We start from the raw sequence: 21,448 nt of genomic DNA, 5'->3' as shown, positions 1-21,448 counted from the left end.
GTCCCGCCCGCCCGCGGGAGGAACGACCGTCAGGCCGGCGCGCTCGGTGGGGGGAGCAGCTGCCGGCCGGTCCGTCGACGACTGTCCTCCAGCAACCCGCTCAGGTGCTCGGCGGCCAGCGGCCGGGAGAGCTGATATCCCTGGGCGAACGCGCACCCGACCCGGCGGGCGCGGTCGACCTGCTCGACGGTCTCCACTCCCTCGGCGAGGACCTGCAGACCCAGGGCCGATCCGAGGGCGGAGACCGCACGGAGGATCGCCTCCGGGGCGGCCAGCCGCTTCGGTGGCGCGCCCGCCACCAGGGCGCGGTCCACCTTCAGGACGTCGACGGGCAACGAGGCCACCGCCGAGAGGGAGCTGTAGCCGCTCCCGAAGTCGTCGATGGCGACGCGGATCCCGTGCTTGCGCAGGACCGAGAACTGCTCCACGGCCTGCTCCGGGTCACGGGCGATGCTGGTCTCGGTCAGCTCGACCGTCAGTCCCGTCGTCCGGAGCCCGTTGTCGCCGACCGCGCCCAGCACGTCGTCGACCAGCGTGCCCGACGCCAGGTGCACGGCGCTGATGTTGACCGCGATCGCCAGGTCCAGTCCCTCTCGCGCCCAGGCCGTGGCCTGGGCGGTGGTGACCTGCAGCAGCCAGCGGGTGATCGGCACGATCAGCCCGTTCTCCTCCGCGACGGGGATGAACTCCTCCGGCGGGATCAGCCCCCGCTGCGGATGGTTCCACCGCAGCAACGCCTCGGCCCCGGTGACCTCGCCGCTGCGCAGGTCCACCACCGGCTGCCAGCGCACCGCGAACTCACCGTTCGCGGCCGCCTCACGCAGCCGACTGGCGATCTGCCAGCGATCCTCGAGCACCGTGCGCAGGGCCGGGGTGAAGACGAGGTACCGGTGGGGCCCGCTGGCCTTCGCGGCGTACATCGCGGCGTCGGCGTCGCGGAGGAGGTCCTCCGGACCGGCGTGGGCAGGATCCGAGGTGGCGATGCCGATGCTGACGGTGAGCGGCAGCCGGGTGCCCGCCAGCTCGAACGGTTCATCGAAGACGCCGTGGAACCGCCGCGCCAGGGCCTCCCCACCCTCGGCGTCGCAGTCGCGAGCGACCACCACGAATTCGTCCCCACCCAGCCGGCCGACGACGTCGGTCGGGCGGGTGCGGTGCGCCAGCCGGTAGGCCAGCTCACGCAGCAACAGGTCACCGGTCGAGTGGCCGAGGGAATCGTTGACCTGCTTGAAGCCGTCGACGTCCATGTACAGCACGGTCACCCGCCCGGCGCCGTCGTCCTCGGCCAGCGCCTCGGTGATCGCCTCGTGCAGCGCCACCCGGTTGGGCAACGAGGTCAGGTGGTCGTGCCGGGCCTGCCAGGCCGCACGCTGCTCTGCGGTGACCCGGTCGGTGATGTCGGTGTGCGTGACCACGACCCGCCGCCGGTCGTCCACGGGGAAGGCCTGCATGTGCCACCAGGTCTCCCCCCGGGACCGTCCGCCGGGCACGGCCCGGGCGTAGTCCAGGGAGAAGGACGGCGCGCGCCCGGAGAACACCGCCTCCAGCCCGCTGACCGCTGCCTGGGCATCCCGGTCACCGGTCGCGGCTGCGGCCCGGCAGGCCTCGAGGTAGTTGACGCACCGTTCGCCGGCGGACAGGCGCCCCGCGGGCCCCGGGTCCGCGTTCCAGGAAGCATTGGTGGTGAGGATGGTCCCGTCGGCCTCGAGGATGGCCGTGCGGGCCGGTAGCGCGTTGAGGACCGCCCGGATGAGAGAGGACTCCGCCGCCCGCTCCTCGTCGAGGGTGCGCCGTTCGTGCACGTCGCGGAAGAAGACGACCAGCTCGTCGCCCCGGCCGGAGTGCACCGCTCCCCCGAACCACCGGTCGAGCAGCCTGGAGAAGAGGTCCACCTCCTGGGCCAGCCCTGTCGCCCGGGCCTTGCAGTACGCGGCCTCCAAGTCGGTGCCGCGCACGTCCGGGAAGACCTCCCACACCGTCCGGCCCACCAGGTCCGCCGCCGGACGGGCGAGCAGCCGCTCCGCCGCGGCATTGCCCAGGTGAACCGGTCGTCGGCGTCGAGGAAGTAGACCGCGTCGCTGATCGACGCCAAGGCCTCGGTCACCCGAGTGCGCCATCGCGCGTCGGTCCCCGGCGGCGGGCGACCCGGGACGTTCGCCACCGGCGGTCTCCTCCCGTGTTCGGTGGCCTCCAGCGCCCCGTCCGCGAGACCGCACCGTCCGGAATCGTAGGGCGGTTTCCGGCGGGCAGCCCGTTCGCGCCCGTGCACGCCCTACTGTGGCGAGACCGGGCGAGGCGCCCGGGGACCCGTCCGTTCCCCTGGAGGCGTCGTGCGCTCGTCGTCGTTGATCCTGTCCCGTCGCGACCTGGACTTCCTGCTCCACGAGTGGCTGGACGTCGAGTCGCTGACCAAACGCCCGCGGTTCACCGAGCACTCCCGCCAGACGTTCGACGCGGTCCTGGACCTCGCGGAGGAGATCGCCACCGACCACTTCGCGCCGCACAACCGCAAGGCCGACGAGAACGAGCCCCGGATGGTCGACGGCAAGGTCGAGATGATCCCGGAGGTGGCGCGGGCACTGCGGGTCTTCACCGACGCCGGGCTGATGGCGGGGTCCTTCGACGAGGAGTACGGCGGCATGCAGCTGCCGCACACCGTGGGACAGGCGGTGTTCGCCTGGTTCAAGGCGGCCAACGTTGGCACCTCGGCCTACCCGTTCCTCACCATGGGCAACGCCCGGCTGCTGCTCGCCCACGGCAGCCAGGAGCAGATCGACACCTACGTCCGGCCCGAGCTCGAGGGTCGCTGGTTCGGCACGATGGCCCTGTCGGAGCCCCAGGCCGGATCGTCGCTGGCCGACATCACTACGAGGGCGGAGCCACAGGACGACGGCACGTACCGGCTGACCGGCAACAAGATGTGGATCTCCGGTGGCGACCACGAGCTGAGCGAGAACATCGTCCACCTGGTGCTGGCCAAGATCCCCGGCGGGCCGCCCGGCGTGAAGGGCATCTCGCTGTTCATCGTGCCGAAGTTCCTGGTGAACGAGGACGGCTCACTCGGCGAGCGCAACGACGTCGTCCTCGCCGGGCTCAACCACAAGATGGGCTACCGCGGGACGACGAACACCCTGCTGAACTTCGGCGAGGGGGTGCACACCCCCGGCGGTCGGGCCGGCGCCGTCGGCTACCTGGTCGGCGAGGCCCACCGCGGCCTGACCTACATGTTCCACATGATGAACGAGGCGCGGATCGGCGTCGGCATGGGTGCGACCGTGCTCGGCTACACCGGTTACCTGCACGCGCTCGAGTACGCCCGCACACGCACCCAGGGGCGGACGGCCGGAGCGAAGGACCCCTCGTCGCCGCCGGTCCCGATCATCGAGCACGCCGACGTGCGGCGGATGCTGCTGACCGCCAAGAGCTACGTCGAGGGCGGGCTGGCACTGGGCCTGTACTGCGCGCGCCTGGTGGACGAGGAGCAGACCGCGGACTCCCCCGACGACCGCGCCCGCGCCCACCTCCTGCTGGACGTGCTGACCCCCATCGCGAAGGCGTGGCCCTCGCAGTGGGGTCCCGTGGCCGACGACCTCGCCATCCAGGTCCACGGCGGCTACGGCTACACCCGCGACTACCCGGTCGAGCAGTTCTACCGGGACAACCGGCTCAACCCGATCCACGAGGGCACCCAGGGCATCCAGTCCCTCGACCTGCTCGGGCGCAAGGTCGTCATGCAGGGCGGCGCCGGGCTGGCACTGCTCGGTGAGACGATCGCCGCCACGATCAGCCGGGCCGCGGGCACGGAATGGGCGGCCTTCGCCGCCGACCTCGACGCCGCGGTCGCCCGGCTGGGCTCGGTCACCGCCACGCTCTGGAGTGCGGGCGACCCCGAGGTCACGCTGGCCAACTCGCACGTCTACCTGGAGGCCGCGGGGCACCTCGTCGTCGCATGGTTGTGGCTGGAGCAGGCGCTGGCCACCGGCGCGTCGGACTCGGACTTCCACCAGGGCAAGCGCCAGGCGGCCCGGTTCTTCTGGCGCTGGGAACTGCCCCGGGTGCACCGCGGCTTCGACCTGCTGGAGTCGCTGGACCGCACGGTCCTCGACACCCCGCCGTCCTGGCTCTGAAACAGGACCCCCGGACAGGGCCGGGTGCAGGGCCCCGCGGCGAGCTTGCGAGCGGCGGGGGGCAGCGGGGTCCTTGCTCAGGCGCGGACTGCGCCCACCGCCTCGGCCGCGGCGTGCCGCGAGTTGGTGCTCCGTTCCTCGCGCTCTCGCTCGTAGCGAGCGGTGGACTGCGTGCCCATCGCGATGACCAGGGCCGTCAGGACCAGGAACCCGAGCAGGGTCACGGCCGGCCACAACATCATCTTCGTTCTCCCCCAAGCTGTTCGTGTGCCCCGCCGGGACAGAGGCGGAGCACGTCGTCGGGGGACTCTGTCCCCCGACAACCGGGGTCTCAATCGTCATGTCGCCTACTTCACCTGACGGAGTGTGATCAGGTTCACACGGATCGGTCGCCGTGCGGGCTGACCTGGGCGATCCGGCCGCATGGTCTGATCGACGGCGTGCCCGTGCGTCCCGCTGGAGCTGCCGCGGGCACGGCTGTCCCGGCCGGGGTGCTGGTCCTGGCCCTCGGCCTCGGCGTCACGACCTTGTCGCTCCTGCAGAGCCTCGTAATCCCTGTCCTGGGAACCATCGAGGACCAGCTCGGCGTCTCCCCCGGTGCCGCCGGCTGGGTGCTGACGGCCAACCTCCTGGCGGCCGCGGTGCTCACCCCCGTCCTGGGGCGCCTGGGCGACCTGCGGGGAGAGCGGCCGGTGATCCTCGGCATCCTGGTCGCGGTCGCCGTCGGCACCCTCCTGTCCATCGTCACGTCGTCCCTGCCCCTGCTGCTGCTCGGCAGGGTCCTGCAGGGCGCCTCCTACGGCCTGTTCCCCCTGTCGATCAGCGTGCTGCGCCGCGAGCTGCCCGAGGCGAGGCTCGGCGTGGCCATGTCGGTGGTGAGCAGCACGCTGGCCGTCGGCGGTGTGGCCGGGCTCGTGGCCACCGGCCTGCTGGTCGGCGAGAACGGTGACTACCGGCGGCCGTTCTGGCTCGGTCTCGCGGTCACCGTGCTCTCCCTGGTCCTGACGGCGCGGCTGCTGCCGCACCGCGCCCCGTCGGCCTCCGGCCGGGTCGACTGGTGGGGGGCGCTCGTGCTGGCCGCCGGTCTCGTCCTCCTCCTGCTGCCCGTCTCGCAGGGCAACGCGTGGGGCTGGAGCTCGCCGGCGACCCTGGGCTGCCTGGCCGGCTCGGTGCTGGTGCTCGTCGCCTGGATCCTCCTGCAACGCCGGACGGCGCAACCGCTCGTGCGGCCCGCGATGCTCGCCGACCGTCGCACCATCGTTCCGAACATCGCCGGGCTCATGACCGGGGTCGCGTTGTTCGCCTCCTTCCTCGCCGTTCTGCAGTACGTCCAGGCGCCCCGAGAGGTCACCGGGTACGGCTTCGGCGCCTCGATGCTGGAGGCAGCGGTGATCTACCTGCTGCCCGGTGGCATCGCCGGGATCCTCATCGCCCCGCTCGCCGGCCGGGTGGTGACCCGGCTGGGTGCGCTCCCGACGCTCCTGGCCGGCGCCGCACTCGGGGTCGGCGGCTTCCTCCTGCTGGCGTTCCTCCGTGGGCAGCCGTGGCTGGTCGTGGTGGCCGGGCTGCTCACCCAGCTGTCGGTGACCGTCGCCTACGCCGCCCTCCCGGCGCTGGTCGTGCAGACCGTGCGTGCGGAGGAGACCGGCGTGGCGAACGCGGTGAACTCCATCGCCCGGTCGGTCGGGCAGGCCCTCGGCAGCACCGTCGCGGTGGCGCTGATCGCGGCCGGCCTCGATCCCGCGACCGGGTTCCCTCGGGCGAGCGTCTTCACGCACGTGGCGCTCATCGGGGCGGTCGCGACCCTGGCGGTCGTGGTCCTGGCCGTCGTCGGCCTGTTCGCCGACCGGCGCGGAGGCACGAGCCGCCGACCCGACCCGCTGACCGACGTGGAGGGCGCGACCGCCCGCGCCGGCGAGTGGTCGCCGGTGTCCGGCATCCGCTGAACCGTTACGGGCGCGTCCGGCATGGAACGGGTTCGTCCGGGGAACCGGGAGCCTGACGTCCCATCGCTTGACCGGAGGACCACATGGATCGAGCCAGGGGCTCGAACGACCGCACCGCGGAGACGCAGTTCCAGGGCAACCGCGCGGCCGACACCGCCGCTGCGGGCGACCCCGCGCCCGAGACGGACGAGATCAGCGGAACCCGCGCCGACTACGCCCCCGTCGGCGCGGATCCCACGCCCACCACGGGCGGAACGATCAAGCGCACGGTGAAGGAGTTCAGCGAGGACAACCTCACCGACTGGGCCGCCTCGCTCACGTACTACGGCGTCCTCGCGCTGTTCCCGGCCCTGATCGCGCTGCTGTCCATCGTCGGCCTGCTGACCGACCCGCGGACCCTCACCGACGCGCTCACCGCGGTCGTGCCGGCGTCGGCCGCCAGGACCCTCAACCCGGTGATCGAGCAGCTCGCCGGCAACACCGCACCGGTCGGGCTCGGCCTCGTCCTCGGTCTCGCCGGCGCCGTCTGGTCGGCCTCGGGCTACGTCGGCGCCTTCACCCGGGCCGCGAACGTCGTCTACGAGACGCCGGAAGGCCGCAAGATCTGGAAGCTCAAGCCGCTGCAGCTGCTGGTGACCCTGATCGGCATCCTCTTCGCGACCCTCATCGTCTCGATGCTCGTGCTCAGCGGGCCGGTCGTCGACGCCATCGGGCGCGCCATCGGGATCGGCGAGACCGCACTGACGATCTGGAACGTCGCCAAGTGGCCGGTGATGCTGGTCGTCCTGGCGTTGATGATCGCCGTCCTCTACTACTCGACGCCGAACGCGAAGCTGCGCGGCTTCAAGTGGGTGAGCCCCGGCGCCGGTGTGGCGATCGTGGTGGCGATCGTCGCCTCCGGCGCGTTCGCCCTCTACGTCGCCAACTTCGGCAGCTACAACAAGACCTACGGCGCGCTGGCCGGCGTGGTGGTCTTCCTGATCTGGTTCTGGCTGATCAACCTCGCGCTGCTGTTCGGCATCGAGCTGGACGCCGAGGTCGAGCGGACCAGGGAGCTGAAGGAGGGCGTCCCGAGGGCCGAGAAGGAGATCCAGCTCGACGCCCGCGGCGAGCCCAAGGACAAGCAGACGACCTGACGAACGGACCCGTACTGCGATCCCGCGTCGCGGGGCCGAAGGCTCCCGACGCGGGATCGCAGGTGGGCTCAGCAAGACCCGGGGACGGTCCCTGGCCGCGGTGCGGCCCGGCGGGTCGCCGTGTCATCGACTCGTCGGGGGCCGGTCGCCGGTTCTCGACAGGGGCACTCGCTCCACGAGAGCGGCGAGTCCGGCCAATCCCCGGCTGACCGCCTTCCCCGCCGGCACGAGCCGCTCCGGGGCGCGGCGGACACCGGCGTCGACCAGGTCGCGGGTGCGGTCCAGCACGGTCAGTGGCAGCCCGGAGAGGGCGTTGCCCGGCGGACGGCGGGACACCGTGGGATGCGGACGGGTCGGCGAGAGCCGCCGCATCAGCTCCCAGCGCCGGCCCAGCCGCCGGAGCTCCTCGACCGTCACCGCCTCCTGCAGTCGCGGGAAGAGCACGTCCTCCTCGTCCCGGACGTCCTCGCGGAGCACCTCGACCAGGCGGGCCAGCCGGGCCGGCCGGCGCGGGTCGTCGAGCCCATCGGCCTCGAGCGCACTGACCAGCTCGTTGACCTCCTGGTGCTCCTTCTCCACCTGCAGGGTCAATGCATCGCCGTCGGGGAGGACCCGGCGCAGCACCGGCCAGAGCACGGTCTCCTCGGCGAAGGCATGGCTGAAGACCAGCCGGTCGATGCGCCCGAGCACCTCCTCCTGGTCGGTGCCGGTGCTGCCGTCGAGCTCGTTCAGGAGGCGGTCGAGCTCGACGTGGTCCGCGCGCTGCCGGGCCAGGACGCTGCCGGGCCCGCCCAGCTCCTCGACGGTCTGGTGGGCGATGGATCGGGGCACTGCGACACCTCCGAGGTCTGGGTCGGGCGCGACTCCTGCCCACCGGACGGTCCGGCCATTCGTCCGGTTGAGTGACCGGCGTCACGGGGTAGGGGCCGGACGCCCCCCGCTGCAGAGAGGCAGTGCCCATGAACGCCGATCCCAAGGCCGTCACGTCGGACTTCTACGACCTCGAGGCGCTCCTCGACGACGAGGACCGGGCGCTGCTCCACCGGGTTCGCGACTTCATGAACACCGAGGTCCAGCCGATCATCAACGAGTACTGGACCCGGGCGGAGTTCCCCCGGCAGGTCATCCCGGGGCTGGCGAAGCTGGGCATCGCCGGCACGCAGTTCTCCGGCTACGGCTCTCCGGGGAAGTCCGCGCTGCTCGACGGGATGATCTCGATGGAGCTGTCCCGGGGCGACCCCTCGGTGTCGACCTTCATGGGTGTGCACGGCGGCCTCGTCATGGGGTCGATGCACCTGTGCGCCTCCGAGGAGCAGAAGGAGCGGTGGCTCCCGGCCCTGGCCCGGATGGAGACCATCGGCGCCTTCGGTCTCACCGAGCCCGAATCCGGCTCCGACGTCGCCCGCGGCCTTCGGACGACGGCCCGCCGGGACGGCGACACCTGGGTCCTCAACGGCCAGAAGAAGTGGATCGGGAACGGCAGCTTCGCCGACCTGGTGATCATCTGGGCCCAGGACGTCGACACCCAGCGCGTGCTGGGCTTCGTCGTGGAGCAGGGGACCGACGGTTTCTCCGCCGTCGACCTCGAGGACAAGATCGCCCTGCGCGCCGTGCAGAACGCCCTCATCACGCTCGAGGACGTGCGCGTTCCGGAGGAGAACCGGCTCCAGGAGGCCAACAGCTTCAAGGACACCGCCAAGGTGCTGAAGACCACGCGCGCCGGCGTGGCGTGGTCGGCGGTCGGCTGCTCGCGCGGGGCCTACGAGCACGCGCTCCGCTACGCCAACGAGCGCACCCAGTTCGGCAAGCCGATCGCCAGCTTCCAGCTCGTGCAGGACCTGCTGGTGCGGATGCTCGGCAACATCACCTCCTCCGCGGCCTTGTGCATGCGGCTCTCCCAGCTGCAGGACGCCGGGCAGATGACCGACGAGCAGGCGTCCCTGGCCAAGGCGTTCAGCACCGTGCGGATGCGGGAAACCGTGGGCTGGGCCCGCGAGCTGATGGGCGGCAACGGCATCCTGCTGGACCACAACGTCGGCCGGTACGTCGCCGACGCGGAGGCGATCTACTCCTACGAGGGCACCCGTGAGGTGAACAGCCTGATCGTCGGGCGGGCCATCACCGGCCGCGGCGCGATCGTCTGACGACAGCCGCGGGAGCATCGCAGCGAGATGCCCGGAGCCGACAGGGAGTGAGCATCGCAGCGAGCGCCAGCGAGCGAGGACCGGAGCGACCGCGGAGGCGACGTTGTGGTCGAGCGAGGAGCGGACCGAGGCGCGGAGTCGGACCGAGGGCATCGTCGGAGTCGGTTCAGCCGCCGTCCCACCAGCGGGCGGCGGCGTCCTCGGGCGTCATGCCGTCGATCTCGACCCACCGGTTCAGCCGGCGCAGGTCGTCGGTGGTGAGCCGCGCGCTCGTCTCGTCGAGAGCATCGGTCAGCCGACCGCCCCATCGCTCGGCGACCTCGGTACGGACCAGCGGGACGACGTTCTCGTGCGGCTGCAGTCCACGGTCGTCGGCCAGGAGCACGACCGGAGCGACGTCGAGCCGGGCGTCGGTCGTCTCCAGCAGGCCGACGTCGATCACCCCCGACTGCAGCGCCTCCACCGTGGCACGCCGGGTGGCCATGGGCAGCACCTCGCCGAACTCGAGGCCGTAGACGTCCTGGAGGCCGAGCAGACACAACGGGCGCTCCGGGCACTCGGGCGGCCCACCGAAGACGAGCTCGGGCGCCAGTGGCACCAGGTCGGACAACGTGTTGACGCCGTTTCGCGTGGCGAAGTCCTGCGTCACGGCGAAGCCGTTCTGGTCCTCGGCACGGGCCTCGTCGAGAACGGAGACGCCGCGCCCGCCCAGGGTCCGCGCGAGGACGGCGTGCATCTCCTCGGGTCTGTCGGGGGGATCCGGGAACTCGGGACGCGCGAAGAGCAGTGCCGTGCCCAGGTAGTCCACCACCACGTCGACGACGCCCTGCTGCAGAGCGGGCGCGACCACCTCGCGGGTACCGATGCCGTGCTGCACCGATACGGGTAGCTCCCGCCTCCGTGCCGCCTGGGCGTAGATCTCGACCAGGATCTGGTTCTCCTGGAAGTCGTAGGAAGCGAACCGGATGGTTCCCGTCGGGACGGGCGGCGCGGAGGTCTCGGATCCGCAGGCGGTCAGTACCGCGAGCAGCAGCACCGCGAGGAGCCGGGCTGGTCGAGGGCGCACGACCCCCTCCTCCCGGGCCGGGGCGAGCGGGGGCCACCGTAGCGCCGGTCGAGCGCGGAAGGGGATGGTCCCGATGCCGTTCCAGGTGCAGCATCAGCGAGCATGGCGTCGCTGCCGCAGGCGCTTCCCGGACCGGTCCGCGGGGTCGACGTCGCGCGACCCGCTCCCCCGGCGATCGCTCGCGTCCGCAGCCGGCGGCGTCCGTCCGGGGAGCCGCCGCCGCTCCCCCGGGCACTCAACGCCTCCGGCAAGTTCTGGCTGTGCCTCAGCGCGGTGGTGCTGGCGGCGTGGGTCGTCGTCATCGTCAGGTCGCCGAGGTGGCCGGGGTGCTGGCCACCGGGAAGGCCATCCAGGTCCTGTGGCTGGCCAACCTGGCGCTGCTGGCCGTCTTCCGACGGTGGCGACACCTGCTCATCTGGGCGGGGCTGGGCCTTCTCGTGGTCGACATCGGCGCGCAGCTGGCGACCATGCTCCAGCGTCCCCGCCCCTACGAGGTGGAGGTGATCGGAGACTGGTCGGGCTTCTCGATGCCGTCCCTGCCCATGACCGTCCTCGCCACGTTCCTCGTGGGCACGGTCTACACCCTGATACCGCCCGGGCGGTGGCGGACCATCGGCAAGTGGGTCGTCTGTGTCCTGCTGGTCGTCACCGCTGCCTCGCGGCTGTACCTGGCTCAGGACCACCCCACCGGCATCCTCGCCGGAGTGGTGCTGGGGGTGGCCGCGCCTCTGGCGGCGTTCCGGCTCCTGACGCCCAACAGCGTCTACCCGGTCCGCTACAGCCGCGCCCGGCCGGCGCACCTCGATGTGTCCGGTGACCGCGGCGCGGCGATCATCCGCGCCCTGCAGGACCAGCTGGGCGTGCTGGCCACGGAGGTCAAGCCCTTCGGGCTCGCCGGCTCAGGCGGCTCCACCCCGCTGAAGATCACCGTGAAGGCCGATCCGGCGGCCGGGGACGGCGAGAGCTGCATCTTCGGGAAGCTCTACGCGGCCACGCACGTCCGCTCCGACCGCTGGTACAAACTCGGCCGCGCGCTGCTCTACGGACAGCTCGAGGACGAGAAGCCGTTCCACAGCGTGCGCCGGCTCGTGCAGTACGAGGACTACATCCTGCGGCTGTTCTCCGACGCCGGGCTGCCCGTGCCGCACCCGCTCGGGATCGTGGAGATCACGCCCGAGCGCGAGTACCTGCTGGTGACCGAGTTCATCGTCCGCGCGAAGGAGGCCGGTGAGGCCGAGATCGACGACTCCGTCATCGACCAGGCCTGTCGGTGGTGCGGCGGATGTGGGACATCGGCATGGCGCACCGCGACATCAAGCCGGCCAACCTGCTGGTCCGCGACGGCACGCTGTTCCTGATCGACTCCGCATTCGCAGAGGTACGTCCCAGCCCGTGGCGCCAGGCGGTCGACCTGGCCAACATGATGCTGGTCCTGGCGCTGCGCACGGACGCCGAGCAGGTCTACCGGCGGGCCAGGCTGCAGTTCTCCGAGGAGGAGATCGCCGAGGCCTTCGCGGCGACCCGCGGCCTCACCATGCCGTCCCAGCTGCGCCGGATGCTCCGCCAGCAGGGCCGTGACCTGCACGGGGACTTCCTCCGGCTGCTTCCCTACCGGCTGCCGCCGGTACGCATCCAGCGCTGGACCTGGCGACGGTGCGGGCTCACCATCGTCACCCTGTTCGCTCTCGCCGTCATGGCCTCGGTGACGGTGCCACTGCTCCTGCGGTCCCCGCTGTGAGGCGGCCCTGCCGCCGGCGGGTGGCGGTGACCGCGGCCGTCCTGGCCCCCGTGCTGCTCGCCGGCTGCGGAGCGGTGGCCACGCCCGCGCCGGTCAACAGCGACCTCGTCGCCTGCAAGGAAGGCGACGACGGCAGCCCGGCCAACGGGGTCGTCCTCATGGCGCAGTCGGTGCCGACCGCGTCGTGGGTGCCGTGTCTGAAGACGATGCCGTTGGGGTGGAAGTTCAGGGACCTGGACGCCCGCAACGACTCGGCCAGCTTCTGGCTGGGTCCCACCCACGACCCCACCCACGCCATCGAGGTGCGGCTGACCGAGTCCTGCAGCATCGAGGGCGCGACCAAGGTCCGGAGCGAGCGGGCCGAGATGACGCGGCTGGAGCTGGTCTCCCAGGTCAGCCCCGACTTCGTCGGGCGGCGGCTCTACCTGTTCGACGGAGGCTGCATCACCGTGGCCTTCGACCTCGGCGGCAGGGCCAGCAGCGAAGGGCTGGCGGTCGCCACCCAGGCCTTCGGCGCCGTCTCCCGCGACGAGCTCCGCGAGCTGGTGCGCGAGGAGAGTGACGGGCTGCTCCAGCTGGATCCGCCCGTGGACGGCGGAGGCGGGCCGTGACCGCCGCGCCGGCGCGGGTGGGGGCCGGCTCCTCGCCCGAGCGTGCCCGCCGGCCCCGGTGGCGGCGTCTGGCCGGCCCACTCCTGTCGGTGGTGCTGGTGGCGGCGGTCTTCTTCTGGTTCCTGCCGCAGTTCACCAGCCTCTCCGACGTGTGGACCTCGGTGAAGGCCATGAGCTGGACGGAGGTCGGCGTCCTGCTGCTGGCGGCCGTGTGGAACCTGGCCACCTACCAGTTCGTCGTGGTCAGCACGATGCCGGGACTGCCTTCCGGCAGGCCACCGTCTCGACCGAGACGACGACAGCCGTGTCCAACACCGTGGTCGGCGGTGCGGCGATCGCTCTCGGCCTGACCTACGGGATGAACTCCTCGTGGGGCTTCTCCCGCTCCCGGACGTCGGTGTCGCTGCTGGTCTCCGGACTCTGGAACAACTTCGCCAAGCTGGGCCTGCCGGTCGTCGCTCTGGTCCTGCTGGCGTTCGCCGGGCAGCCGAGCGCGGGACGGCTGCTGGCCGGCGTCGCCGGGGTCGCCGGGCTCGTCGCCGTCCTCGGAGCGCTCGCGCTGCTGCTGCGCAGCCGGGACGGTGCCGCGCGTCTCGGCACGTTCTCCGGCCGGGTCGCCTCCGCCGTGCTGCGCCCGTTCGGCAGGCCTGCCGTGCAGAGCTGGGACCGGGCGACGGTCAAGTTCCGCGACCGCACGGTGCTGCTGCTGCGCGCCCGCTGGCACTGGATCACCCTGGCCACCCTCGTCAGCCACGTCTCGCTGTTCGTCGTGCTGCTCCTGGCCCTGCGGTTCGTCGGGGTGAGCTCCGATCAGGTGGGCTGGATCGAGGCGCTCGCGGTGTTCGCCTTCGCCCGCCTGCTGACCGCGATCCCCTTCACCCCCGGCGGGCTGGGAGTCATCGAACTGGCCCTGATCACGGGGCTGTCCGCCGCGGGGGGTGCCCGTGCACAGGTCGCCGCCGGCGTGCTCACGTTCCGTGCACTGACCTACGTGCTCCCCATCCCGCTGGGGCTGGCCACCTACGTGTTCTGGCGGCGCAACAGGTCGTGGCGCCGGGAGCCCAACACCGCGCCGCGGACCGAGTTGGTGCCGGAGACGGCCTGATGCTCGTCGACATCCGCCGGGGGCTGCTGGTCAGCGGCGCACTGCTGGCCGGCGCGGTCCTGGTGGGCCTGCTCGTCGTCCTCCCCTGGACGGCACCCGCGGTGCAGGCGGTGGACGACGCGGTGTGGCGGGTCGCCGGGGCGGTCCGCAACGAGCCCGCCACCGCCGTGGCGACCGCTCTGTCCTGGCTCGGGAGCGCGGAGGTCAACTGGCCGCTGCGGGCCGCCGCCCTGCTGCTGCTGGCCTGGCGCCGGCACTGGCTGCGGGCGGCCGCCTTCACCCTCGCCGTCGTCACCAGCGAGCTGTTCATCGGGCCGGTGAAAGCCCTCACCGACCGCCCCCGTCCTCCGGGGGCCCTGATCGAGACCACGGCGGCGTCCTTCCCCTCCGGGCACGCGATCGCGACGGCGGTGACCGCCGTGGGGCTCGTCCTGGTGCTCGCCCGTCCAGGGCCGAGCCGCTGGCGGTGGGAGGTGCGTGCGGTGGTGTTCACCGCGGTGATGGCCTTGTCCCGGGTGTACCTGAGGGCGCACTGGCTGTCCGACACCGTGGCGGGCGCCCTGCTGGGCGCGGGGCTGGCCCTGGGCTGGCCGGCGCTGCTGATGGCAATCCGGCACGAGCGCGATCCGACCGCACCGACGCCCTGAGACCGGACTGCCGTGTTCCGGCAGCTGTGGTTCAGTGAGGGACGTCACATCCGCGCCGGGGGAACGGTGCTCGTCCGGTCCCCGCGCGCACCTGAGCAGCGCAGCTCGAAGGAGACCTGTCGATGGCCCAGCCCGCGACCGACCCGCCCGCCGGGAAGACGGACCCGCCCGCCCCGAAGACCGACGGCGGCGCCAAGCCCGCGACCGGCCGTCCGGCCGATCCGCCGGAGGAGGCCACCGAGGCCGCCCTCGGCCTGGACATGGTGCTCGTGGATGCGGCCCGCGGACCGCTGCGCCGGGTCATCCCGCCCGCGGGGACGGCCCTCCGCCTCGGTGCCGCGCTGGCCCGTCAGCCGGGCACGGTCGTCAAGCGGACCGGGGAGCTGGCCCGGGAGCTGGGACGCATCACCGTCGGCAGCTCCGAGCTCGCGCCGGGCAAGAAGGACAAGCGTTTCGCCGACCCGGCGTGGACCGGCAACCCCCTGCTGCGCCGGGTCATGCAGGCCCACCTGGCCACCGCGCGTACCGCATGGGAGCTCATCGAGGACGCCGACCTCGACTGGCAGGACGACGAACGGATCCGGTTCACCGCGACGAACCTCGTCGACGCGCTGGCCCCGAGCAACCTCCCGGTGGTCAACCCGCTGTCGCTGAAGGCGGCGATCGACACCGGCGGCGGCAGCGCCGTCCAGGGCGTGAAGCGGTTGGTCCGCGACCTGGCGACCCCGCCGCGCGTGCCGTCGATGGTCGAGCCGGACGCGTTCACCGTCGGGGAGGACCTCGCCGCCACTCCGGGGAAGGTGGTCTTCCGGACGCCGGTGTTCGAGCTGATCCGGTACACGCCGACGACGGAGACCGTCCGCGAGGTACCGCTGATCATGGTGCCGCCGACGATCAACAAGTTCTACATCGCCGACCTCGCGCCCGGCCGGAGCATCGCCGAGCACTACGTGGGCAGCGGGCAGCAGGTCTTCATGATGTCCTGGCGCAACCCCGACGAGCGGCACGCCGAGTGGGGCCTGGACACCTACGGGCAGGCCATCCTCGACGCCATGGACGCCGTCGAGCGGGCCACGGGCAGCGAGCGGGTCGCCTTCCAGTCCTTCTGCTCCGGCGGCATCATCCTCGCGATGGTGCTGGCGCACCTCGCCGCCACCGGACGGCAGGACCGCGTCACCGCCGCCAGCTACGCCGTCACCGTCCTGGACTGGTCCCGAGCCGGAACGCTCTCCGCGCTGATGGACGAGGAGGCGGTCAAGGCCGCGACGGAGAAGTCACGCAAGAAGGGCTACCTGGACGGCGCCCAGCTGGCCGAGGTCTTCGCCTGGCTGCGCCCCAACGACCTGGTGTGGAACTACTGGGTCAACAACTACCTGCAGGGCAAGCCACCACCGAACTTCGACATCCTCTTCTGGAACGGCGACACCGTGCGGATGAGCGCCGCTCTGCACCGCGACTTCATCGAGATCGCCGTCGGGAACGCGCTCACCGAGCCCGGCAGGGCCACGATGCTCGGCTCGCCGGTGGACCTCTCCGCCGTGACCGTCGACTCCTACGTCACCGCAGGCGTCGCCGACCACATCTGCCCCTGGCAGGCCTGCTACCGCTCCACCCAGCTGCTGGGCGGGGACAACCGGTTCATCCTGTCCACGAACGGTCACATCGCCTCGCTGGTCAACCCGCCGGGCAACCCGAAGTCCACCTTCCAGGTCGCCGAGGCCACCCCGCCGGACCCGCAGCAGTGGCTGGAGCAGGCGGAGACGGTCAAGGGTTCCTGGTGGCCGGACTTCATGACCTGGGTCGGCGAGCGGTCCGGCGGCGAGGTGCCGGCGCCCACCACCCCGGGGGACCTCGAGGAGCTGGGCGAGGCCCCCGGCACCTATGTCTTCGACAAGTAGGGCGGTCCCGCCCTCCCGGGGCAGCAGGGAGTTCGTACGAACCGTGACGGCGGCCGGTCGGACGCTGCGCGTGTCGGTGCGGCCCGGAACGGACGAGTCCGTCCCGCCACTGCTGCTGATGAACGGGATCGGCGCCAGCCTCGAGGTGCTGCAGCCGTTCGTCGACGCGCTCGACCGCCGGCGCAGCGTCATCCGGTTCGACGTGCCGGGCGTGGGCGGCTCCCCCCGTCCCGTCGTGCCCTACGTCCTGGCGACGCTCAGCCCGGTCGTGGCCGGGATGCTCGACCGGCTCGGGTTCGAGGACTCGGTCGACGTCCTCGGGCTGTCCTGGGGAGGCGGGCTCGCGCAGCACTTCGCCGTCCAGCACCGGCGGCGGTGCCGTCGACTGGTCCTGGCCGCCACCGGGACCGGCTCCCTCATGGTGCCGGCCAATCCGCGGGTGCTGGCCCACATGTTGACCCCGCGACGGCACCGCGACCCCGAGTACGTCCGCAGCATCGCCGGTGAGCTCTACGGCGGGACGATGCGCAGCGATCCCGCGCGAGCCGCGCGCGTCCTGCACTCCGCGAGCCGCCTGGGCCCCAGGCGGGGCTACTACTACCAGCTGGCCGCCAGCACGGGCTGGAGCAGCCTGCCGTTCCTCAAGCTGATCCGGCAGCCTACACTGCTGGTCGCCGGGGACGACGACCCGATCATCCCGGCGATCAACGCCCGGGTGATGGCACGGCTGATCCCGGACGTCCGCCTGCACCTCTACCACGGCGGGCACATCGCGCTGATCACCGAGCCCGACGAGCTGGCTCCGGTGATCGAGGAGTTCCTCGACGGCTGACGACCGACACCCGAGGAGTTGTCACACCCCTGCGCAAGGCTCCGTTCTCCATCGACCACGAGGAGAACCGTGAACGAGCCGAGCGCCAGGAGTCGCGTCGGCACCGCGCCGTCGCAGACCAGGGGCGCCGGCCGCCTGCCGGCGCGGCTGCGGCACCGGCGCACCCTGCTGGTGCCGCCGGTGCCGCCGGTGCCCGCCCACGCCGGTCCGACCGTGCGCGGGGCCGCCTGACCTCGGGGCTGTCGGCCTCAGTGGTGGTACTGGTGCATGACCGCGTGCCCCTTGCCGCGCCTGATCAGCAGCCGGTTGACCGGAACCGTGACGACGAAGGCCACGGCCAGGGCCACGGCCAGGGATCCCCAGAACAGCCACGAGGTCACGCCCGCCTCCATCGCGCCCGGGATGAGCAGCATGATGGCGTTGTCGACGATCTCCATGACCGTGATCGACAGGGTGTCGGCCGCGAAGGCCACGCCGAGTGCCGCTCCCAGGGCCAGACCCGAGCGCAGCACCGGCACGATCGTCAGCAAGTAGCCGAAGAAGAAGGCCAGCGCGACGGCCAGGACGATCGTGGCCGTGTCGGACCAGCCCAGCGCCGTGCCGATGACCATGCCCAGCACCTCACCGATGGCACAGCCCGTGAGGCAGTGCAGGGTCGCGCTCATCGCCAGCCGGTTGAGCTCGCGCTTCCCCTCGGGGCTGTCGGGGGCCACGCCGTGGTGCTCGTGCATCTCCATCGAGATCACTCCCCTCGTCGGACATCGACGAGCGGTATGTATACCCCTGGGGGGTACCAGCCGCAAGGGTTCCGACGCCCCGCCAGCGAGAGTGCGTCGGTCGGTCGACCGCCCCTGGCGGCGTCAGGCCGTCAGGCGGACCAGGTGGCCGCTGGCACCACCGAAGGCGTCCACCACGAAGCCACGAACCTGGAGCACCTCGGCCAGGGCACGGCTCATCGCCTGCTGCACCATGACGTCCGCCGCGGCGCCGTGGACCTGCTCGACGCTCATCCGGTCGTGCTGACGCCACGTGACGACAATGCCGCCCAGTGAGGGCTCGGGACTCAGGCAGACACCGCCGACCTGGTCGGTCCCGGTGGAGTCGTGCGCGGACAACCCCGCCTCCACCAGCGCCGCGGCGACCTCGACCACGAGGGTGCCGAGCGGGTCGTCGTCGGGAAGTCCGGCGTCCCAGCCCTCGGGGAGGCGATCGAGCTGCGCACTCAGGTGCGCCAGCCAGGCCCAGTCGTGCGGCGACGGCCGGCGGTCGACGCCGCCGTCGGCACGCCCGGTCCCGTAGATCGACCGGACGTCGTCGGGCCCGCCGTCCACGAGCGCATCGACGGCCCAGCCGGCCTCGGCGCGGTCGGGGAACGGCCCCGCCACGATCCGTCCGGGACCGGCCGCCTCGTCGACGACCAACCACCAGCCCTGTCGGACCGCGCCGTCGAGGACGACCTCACTGCTGGACAGACCACGCACGCCACTCACCGTTTCCACATCCGTGTGGGGCCGCCGCTGGGGAAGGGCGTCGGCCACGCCGCACCGCCGGGAACCGGCAGCGGGGATGGCAGAAAGGTACGTGGTCCGGCCCCGCAGCCTCGGTTGCTCGCGGGTTCGCCCTCCCCGCGTTCCCGAATCGTTGCAAGGGCGCCGAACGGACACGGTGACCCGCCGGATGTGGCCCCCACATGTCGACAGGATCAACGCCTGCCGAGCGTGAGCCGGCCCATGAAGGCGTCGATGATGTCGCGGCACGGTCTCGGCGCACGGCGTGTTCGCCAACACCCGAGCAACACACGCCCGGAGTGCGTAGATGTTCCGGTGGGCCCCGTGGGGATCGAACCCACAACCCGCGGATTAGGAGCTGCGGTAGGCCTCTAGGGACCACTGGGTACCGTCATGGGCTCCCGGGCCAGCGCCGTTGCAATTCATCGCTGCTCTTGAGCGCTGATGGCACCGGCCTCGGCCCACCCTCAGGGCGACCCGGCGCGGCCGTGTAGCTCCGTCCTAATCCTGCGAGGCGGTTGGGGCGGTTGCGACCCAGCTGGGGAGCCCGCCCGGGCGGTCCGACCACCGCACTCGCTTCGAGTGCTGGGGTGAGGTCACGTGTAGGTACCAAACGCCTGCCTCCTCCACCAGGTAGTTCGACTGCTCGGCCCCGGGCACGTGCAGCACCGGCCGGTCGTACCGCCGGGCGAGGTCCAGCAGCTCGTCGAGGGAGGCGGTCCGGACGGTTCCGTCGGGCACGCCGCCGGAGGCCACCGTGAGCACGGGCCGACCCAGCCGGGACCAGGGGTCCCGTCGTCCGAGGAGGCCGACGCCGCCCAGTACCGCGGCGAGCGCGAGACACCCCCATCCGGCGAGCTGGACCGTCCCGGCGTCCAGGCTGGCGCCGGCCAGCTGCAGCCGCGGCGTCTGCTGCGGGGCTCCAGGGCTCGCCTGCGTGGAGGTGCCGGTGACCGGTTCCCCGCGGGGGTGGTCGGCGACGTCGAGCACCAGCTGCCCGCCCTGGAGCCGGAAGGCAACCGGCGAGGTGAGCTCGATCGCCGTCCCGTCGACGGTACCGTCCACGGTGGGCTCCAGTTCGAGCCGGTAGCTGCCCTCGGCGACGCCGGTGCGCTGCTCGGCGGCGGTGATCACGTCCCGGAGCGCGACGAGGTCGAGAGAGGCCCGCAGGCCGGCGCCGGCGCCTTGGAAGTCCTGGCCGGGGTCGAGCGGCACGACGCGCTGCCAGCCGTTGCCGGCGCTCAGCCGCGCGTTCAGGCCGAGGACGCCCTCCGCCTTCCCGGCTCCTTCCCCGGAGACCTCGTAGCGCACGTGGACATCAACGCTGGGGTTCAGCTGGACGAAGACGGGGTCCCCGGTGATCAGCTGCCCGTCCTGGTACACGGCCGGGTCTGCGGTGGCGGCGTAGCTGACGTCGACGTGGTGGGTGAGGGCACCGGCGTCCGGTGCCCCGGGGTCGACCACGGCGCGGGAGCCGAGGGCGAGCAGCGCAGTGCCGGCGACGAGGGCCACGGCGCCGGCGGCGAGGAGCGGGGATGGGCGGGAGCGGCGGGGAGCCCGGTGCACGAGGGGACCTTTCTGGCGGGGTGTCGTCTGCGGCGGGCCGGGCCGGCCGGGACCATGAGGACGGTGGCGGCCGCGCCGGCGAGGAGCACGGGGACGGCCGAGCGGGTGGCGGTGAGCACGGAGCCGACCTGGGGGACGTGCAACCAGAGCCGACCGATCACCTGGGCCGCCGGGACGAGGTCGGGATCGGTCCAGTCGTTGTTGTCCCCCCGGGTGCGGAAGCCGCCGGGCTCGGCGGCGACGATCCGGTGCAGGACCACGACGTCGAGGGTCGGGCTGCGGTACGCGATCACGTCGCCGACGGCGTAGCGGGGAGCCTCCCGCACCAGCGCCAGGTCACCGGTGCGGAAGTCAGGCCGCATGCTCTCCCCGCGCGTGACGACGTAGCTGGTCTGGCCGCCGATGGACGGCGGGGCCAGGACCACCCACGCCGCCACGGTGAGGACGGCGGCGAGCAGCCAGGCGGCGGGTTGACGGGTGCGCATGGAAGGACGAAGGCGGGCGCTGCGGGCTCCTCCTGGACCGCCCGCAGCACCCGCGGTCATCAGACGACGGCGACGTTGAACGTGGAGGAGGTGCTCGTGGCCTGGCTGAAGCCGGCGCAGGTCACCGGGGTCTCGTTGTTCACCGAGTCGTAGGTGCCGACGCTGCACGCCGTCAGCGCGTTGCTGCCGAAGCCGGCCTCGACCGTCTGGCCGGTGAGGTTGCCGGTGAAGACCAGGGCGGCGTCGGTGATCGTGGTGCCGTCGGCGCTCAGCGTGTACTCCAGGCTCTCGGCCGTGGCGCCGGAGACGGTCGAGGTGCCGTAGCCGGCGACGCTGCTCGGCACGGTGTTGCTGGCCGTCGAGGCCGAGCCGGCGGCGAGGGCGATCGCGCCGACAGCGAGCACGCCGGCAACAGTGATCTTGCGCATGGTGAGTATTCCTTCTCGTTCGGGAGCCCGGCCGACTCTCGTGGCCGCCGTGGTCTCGTGGGCCCCTCCGCGGAACCCCTGTCGCTGACACGAAGGACATCGACCGAACACAACATGTGCTTGAGCGATCGGAGCCGAACCGCTAGATCTAGCGGTTTCGGCGGTTCAGGGAATACGGTTTCGTCACAGTGGGTCATCGATCCGCGTGCAT

22 protein-coding genes are annotated in these 21,448 nt (G+C 72.2%); 13 read left to right on the top strand and 9 right to left on the bottom strand.

Going from position 1 to position 21,448, the window contains the following annotated elements:
- Window positions 1-29: 29 nt before the first annotated feature.
- Window positions 30-1,955 carry a putative bifunctional diguanylate cyclase/phosphodiesterase gene (locus CHB94_RS15355; protein WP_176445585.1) on the bottom strand — a complete coding sequence of 642 codons (1,926 nt, stop codon included), beginning with the start codon at window positions 1,953-1,955 and terminating at the stop codon, window positions 30-32.
- A gap of 375 nt (window positions 1,956-2,330) precedes the next feature.
- Here CHB94_RS15355 and CHB94_RS15350 point away from each other — a divergent pair, with 375 nt between their 5' ends.
- The gene (locus tag CHB94_RS15350; protein WP_089337440.1) at window positions 2,331-4,127 is read left to right on the top strand and encodes an acyl-CoA dehydrogenase; all 1,797 of its coding nucleotides are present in this window, start codon (window positions 2,331-2,333) and stop codon (window positions 4,125-4,127) included.
- Between the two features lie 77 nt (window positions 4,128-4,204).
- Here the strand turns inward: CHB94_RS15350 and CHB94_RS25270 are convergent, their stop codons facing one another.
- Entirely contained in the window at window positions 4,205-4,369 is a 165-nt protein-coding gene (locus tag CHB94_RS25270; protein WP_176445584.1) for a hypothetical protein, read from the bottom strand.
- A 198-nt stretch (window positions 4,370-4,567) separates the two neighbouring features.
- Here CHB94_RS25270 and CHB94_RS15345 point away from each other — a divergent pair, with 198 nt between their 5' ends.
- Window positions 4,568-6,073 (top strand): MFS transporter, encoded by a 1,506-nt coding sequence (locus CHB94_RS15345; RefSeq protein WP_254920682.1) that lies wholly within the window; start codon window positions 4,568-4,570, stop codon window positions 6,071-6,073.
- Window positions 6,074-6,156: 83 nt separating this feature from the next.
- Window positions 6,157-7,209, top strand: a complete 1,053-nt coding sequence (locus CHB94_RS15340) for a YihY/virulence factor BrkB family protein (protein ID WP_089337438.1) — start codon at window positions 6,157-6,159, stop codon at window positions 7,207-7,209.
- Window positions 7,210-7,332: 123 nt separating this feature from the next.
- Here the strand turns inward: CHB94_RS15340 and CHB94_RS15335 are convergent, their stop codons facing one another.
- A complete protein-coding gene (locus tag CHB94_RS15335; protein ID WP_089337437.1) occupies window positions 7,333-8,040 on the bottom strand; it encodes a hemerythrin domain-containing protein in 708 nt (235 codons plus the stop codon).
- 128 nt (window positions 8,041-8,168) lie between these two features.
- Between CHB94_RS15335 and CHB94_RS15330 the strand changes: the two genes are divergently transcribed.
- Window positions 8,169-9,353 carry an acyl-CoA dehydrogenase family protein gene (locus CHB94_RS15330; RefSeq protein ID WP_089337436.1) on the top strand — a complete coding sequence of 395 codons (1,185 nt, stop codon included), beginning with the start codon at window positions 8,169-8,171 and terminating at the stop codon, window positions 9,351-9,353.
- 166 nt (window positions 9,354-9,519) lie between these two features.
- On the opposite strand, the gene CHB94_RS15325 is transcribed toward CHB94_RS15330, so the two are convergent.
- Window positions 9,520-10,419 (bottom strand): ABC transporter substrate-binding protein, encoded by a 900-nt coding sequence (locus tag CHB94_RS15325; RefSeq protein ID WP_089337435.1) that lies wholly within the window; start codon window positions 10,417-10,419, stop codon window positions 9,520-9,522.
- Between the two features lie 287 nt (window positions 10,420-10,706).
- On the opposite strand from CHB94_RS15325, the gene CHB94_RS15320 reads away from it, so the two are divergent.
- The 9 genes from CHB94_RS15320 to CHB94_RS25265 all read left to right on the top strand — a co-directional run bounded on the left by CHB94_RS15320 (window position 10,707) and on the right by CHB94_RS25265 (window position 17,481).
- Window positions 10,707-11,777 carry a phosphatase PAP2 family protein gene (locus CHB94_RS15320; RefSeq protein ID WP_254920681.1) on the top strand — a complete coding sequence of 357 codons (1,071 nt, stop codon included), beginning with the start codon at window positions 10,707-10,709 and terminating at the stop codon, window positions 11,775-11,777.
- Window positions 11,717-12,157 carry a BUD32 family EKC/KEOPS complex subunit gene (locus CHB94_RS26235; RefSeq protein WP_254920680.1) on the top strand — a complete coding sequence of 147 codons (441 nt, stop codon included), beginning with the start codon at window positions 11,717-11,719 and terminating at the stop codon, window positions 12,155-12,157. Before CHB94_RS15320 ends, CHB94_RS26235 begins: the two co-directional genes overlap by 61 nt.
- Entirely contained in the window at window positions 12,154-12,768 is a 615-nt protein-coding gene (locus tag CHB94_RS15315; RefSeq protein ID WP_254920679.1) for a hypothetical protein, read from the top strand. The genes CHB94_RS26235 and CHB94_RS15315 overlap by 4 nt, the downstream gene beginning before the upstream one ends.
- A complete protein-coding gene (locus CHB94_RS26230; protein WP_254920678.1) occupies window positions 12,765-13,118 on the top strand; it encodes a hypothetical protein in 354 nt (117 codons plus the stop codon). Before CHB94_RS15315 ends, CHB94_RS26230 begins: the two co-directional genes overlap by 4 nt.
- Window positions 13,073-13,873: a lysylphosphatidylglycerol synthase transmembrane domain-containing protein gene (locus tag CHB94_RS15310; protein ID WP_254920677.1), complete on the top strand. Its 801-nt coding sequence runs from the start codon at window positions 13,073-13,075 to the stop codon at window positions 13,871-13,873. Before CHB94_RS26230 ends, CHB94_RS15310 begins: the two co-directional genes overlap by 46 nt.
- Entirely contained in the window at window positions 13,873-14,520 is a 648-nt protein-coding gene (locus CHB94_RS15305; protein ID WP_089337434.1) for a phosphatase PAP2 family protein, read from the top strand. Before CHB94_RS15310 ends, CHB94_RS15305 begins: the two co-directional genes overlap by 1 nt.
- A 122-nt stretch (window positions 14,521-14,642) precedes the next feature.
- Entirely contained in the window at window positions 14,643-16,418 is a 1,776-nt protein-coding gene (locus CHB94_RS15300; protein ID WP_089337433.1) for a PHA/PHB synthase family protein, read from the top strand.
- A 43-nt stretch (window positions 16,419-16,461) separates the two neighbouring features.
- Window positions 16,462-17,250, top strand: coding sequence for a poly(3-hydroxyalkanoate) depolymerase (gene phaZ / locus CHB94_RS15295; RefSeq protein WP_089337432.1), 789 nt, complete (start codon window positions 16,462-16,464; stop codon window positions 17,248-17,250).
- 69 nt (window positions 17,251-17,319) lie between these two features.
- Complete coding sequence (locus CHB94_RS25265; RefSeq protein ID WP_176445582.1) at window positions 17,320-17,481, top strand: hypothetical protein; 162 nt, start codon at window positions 17,320-17,322, stop codon at window positions 17,479-17,481.
- A gap of 17 nt (window positions 17,482-17,498) precedes the next feature.
- Here the strand turns inward: CHB94_RS25265 and CHB94_RS15290 are convergent, their stop codons facing one another.
- The 5 genes from CHB94_RS15290 to CHB94_RS25250 form a co-directional block, all read right to left on the bottom strand.
- The gene (locus tag CHB94_RS15290; RefSeq protein WP_217899326.1) at window positions 17,499-17,987 is read right to left on the bottom strand and encodes a DUF4396 domain-containing protein; all 489 of its coding nucleotides are present in this window, start codon (window positions 17,985-17,987) and stop codon (window positions 17,499-17,501) included.
- Window positions 17,988-18,110: 123 nt separating this feature from the next.
- Window positions 18,111-18,731: a hypothetical protein gene (locus tag CHB94_RS15285; RefSeq protein ID WP_089337431.1), complete on the bottom strand. Its 621-nt coding sequence runs from the start codon at window positions 18,729-18,731 to the stop codon at window positions 18,111-18,113.
- Window positions 18,732-19,259: 528 nt separating this feature from the next.
- Window positions 19,260-20,222, bottom strand: coding sequence for a hypothetical protein (locus tag CHB94_RS25260; protein WP_176445581.1), 963 nt, complete (start codon window positions 20,220-20,222; stop codon window positions 19,260-19,262).
- Window positions 20,120-20,809, bottom strand: a complete 690-nt coding sequence (locus CHB94_RS25255) for a signal peptidase I (RefSeq protein WP_176445580.1) — start codon at window positions 20,807-20,809, stop codon at window positions 20,120-20,122. The genes CHB94_RS25260 and CHB94_RS25255 overlap by 103 nt, the downstream gene beginning before the upstream one ends.
- A gap of 59 nt (window positions 20,810-20,868) precedes the next feature.
- A complete protein-coding gene (locus CHB94_RS25250; protein ID WP_176445579.1) occupies window positions 20,869-21,237 on the bottom strand; it encodes a hypothetical protein in 369 nt (122 codons plus the stop codon).
- Window positions 21,238-21,448 lie beyond the last annotated feature (211 nt).

This window comes from Blastococcus mobilis (assembly GCF_900188025.1).
GTDB classification, from domain to species: Bacteria; Actinomycetota; Actinomycetes; order Mycobacteriales; family Geodermatophilaceae; genus Blastococcus_B; species Blastococcus_B mobilis.
Note: the sequence above shows the minus strand (reverse complement) of the source record. Positions and strands in the feature narration are given on the sequence as shown.

What these genes read in the sequence shown, in the direction of transcription:
- CHB94_RS25250 (WP_176445579.1), bottom strand. Translation starts at nt 21,237, where the DNA reads ATGCGCAAGATCACTGTTGCCGGCGTGCTCGCTGTCGGCGCGATCGCC.
- CHB94_RS15300 (WP_089337433.1), top strand. Translation starts at nt 14,643, where the DNA reads ATGGCCCAGCCCGCGACCGACCCGCCCGCCGGGAAGACGGACCCGCCC.
- CHB94_RS15290 (WP_217899326.1), bottom strand. Translation starts at nt 17,987, where the DNA reads ATGGAGATGCACGAGCACCACGGCGTGGCCCCCGACAGCCCCGAGGGG.
- CHB94_RS15305 (WP_089337434.1), top strand. Translation starts at nt 13,873, where the DNA reads ATGCTCGTCGACATCCGCCGGGGGCTGCTGGTCAGCGGCGCACTGCTG.
- CHB94_RS25270 (WP_176445584.1), bottom strand. Translation starts at nt 4,369, where the DNA reads ATGATGTTGTGGCCGGCCGTGACCCTGCTCGGGTTCCTGGTCCTGACG.
- CHB94_RS15340 (WP_089337438.1), top strand. Translation starts at nt 6,157, where the DNA reads ATGGATCGAGCCAGGGGCTCGAACGACCGCACCGCGGAGACGCAGTTC.
- CHB94_RS26235 (WP_254920680.1), top strand. Translation starts at nt 11,717, where the DNA reads ATGGCGCACCGCGACATCAAGCCGGCCAACCTGCTGGTCCGCGACGGC.
- CHB94_RS25255 (WP_176445580.1), bottom strand. Translation starts at nt 20,809, where the DNA reads ATGCGCACCCGTCAACCCGCCGCCTGGCTGCTCGCCGCCGTCCTCACC.
- CHB94_RS15330 (WP_089337436.1), top strand. Translation starts at nt 8,169, where the DNA reads ATGAACGCCGATCCCAAGGCCGTCACGTCGGACTTCTACGACCTCGAG.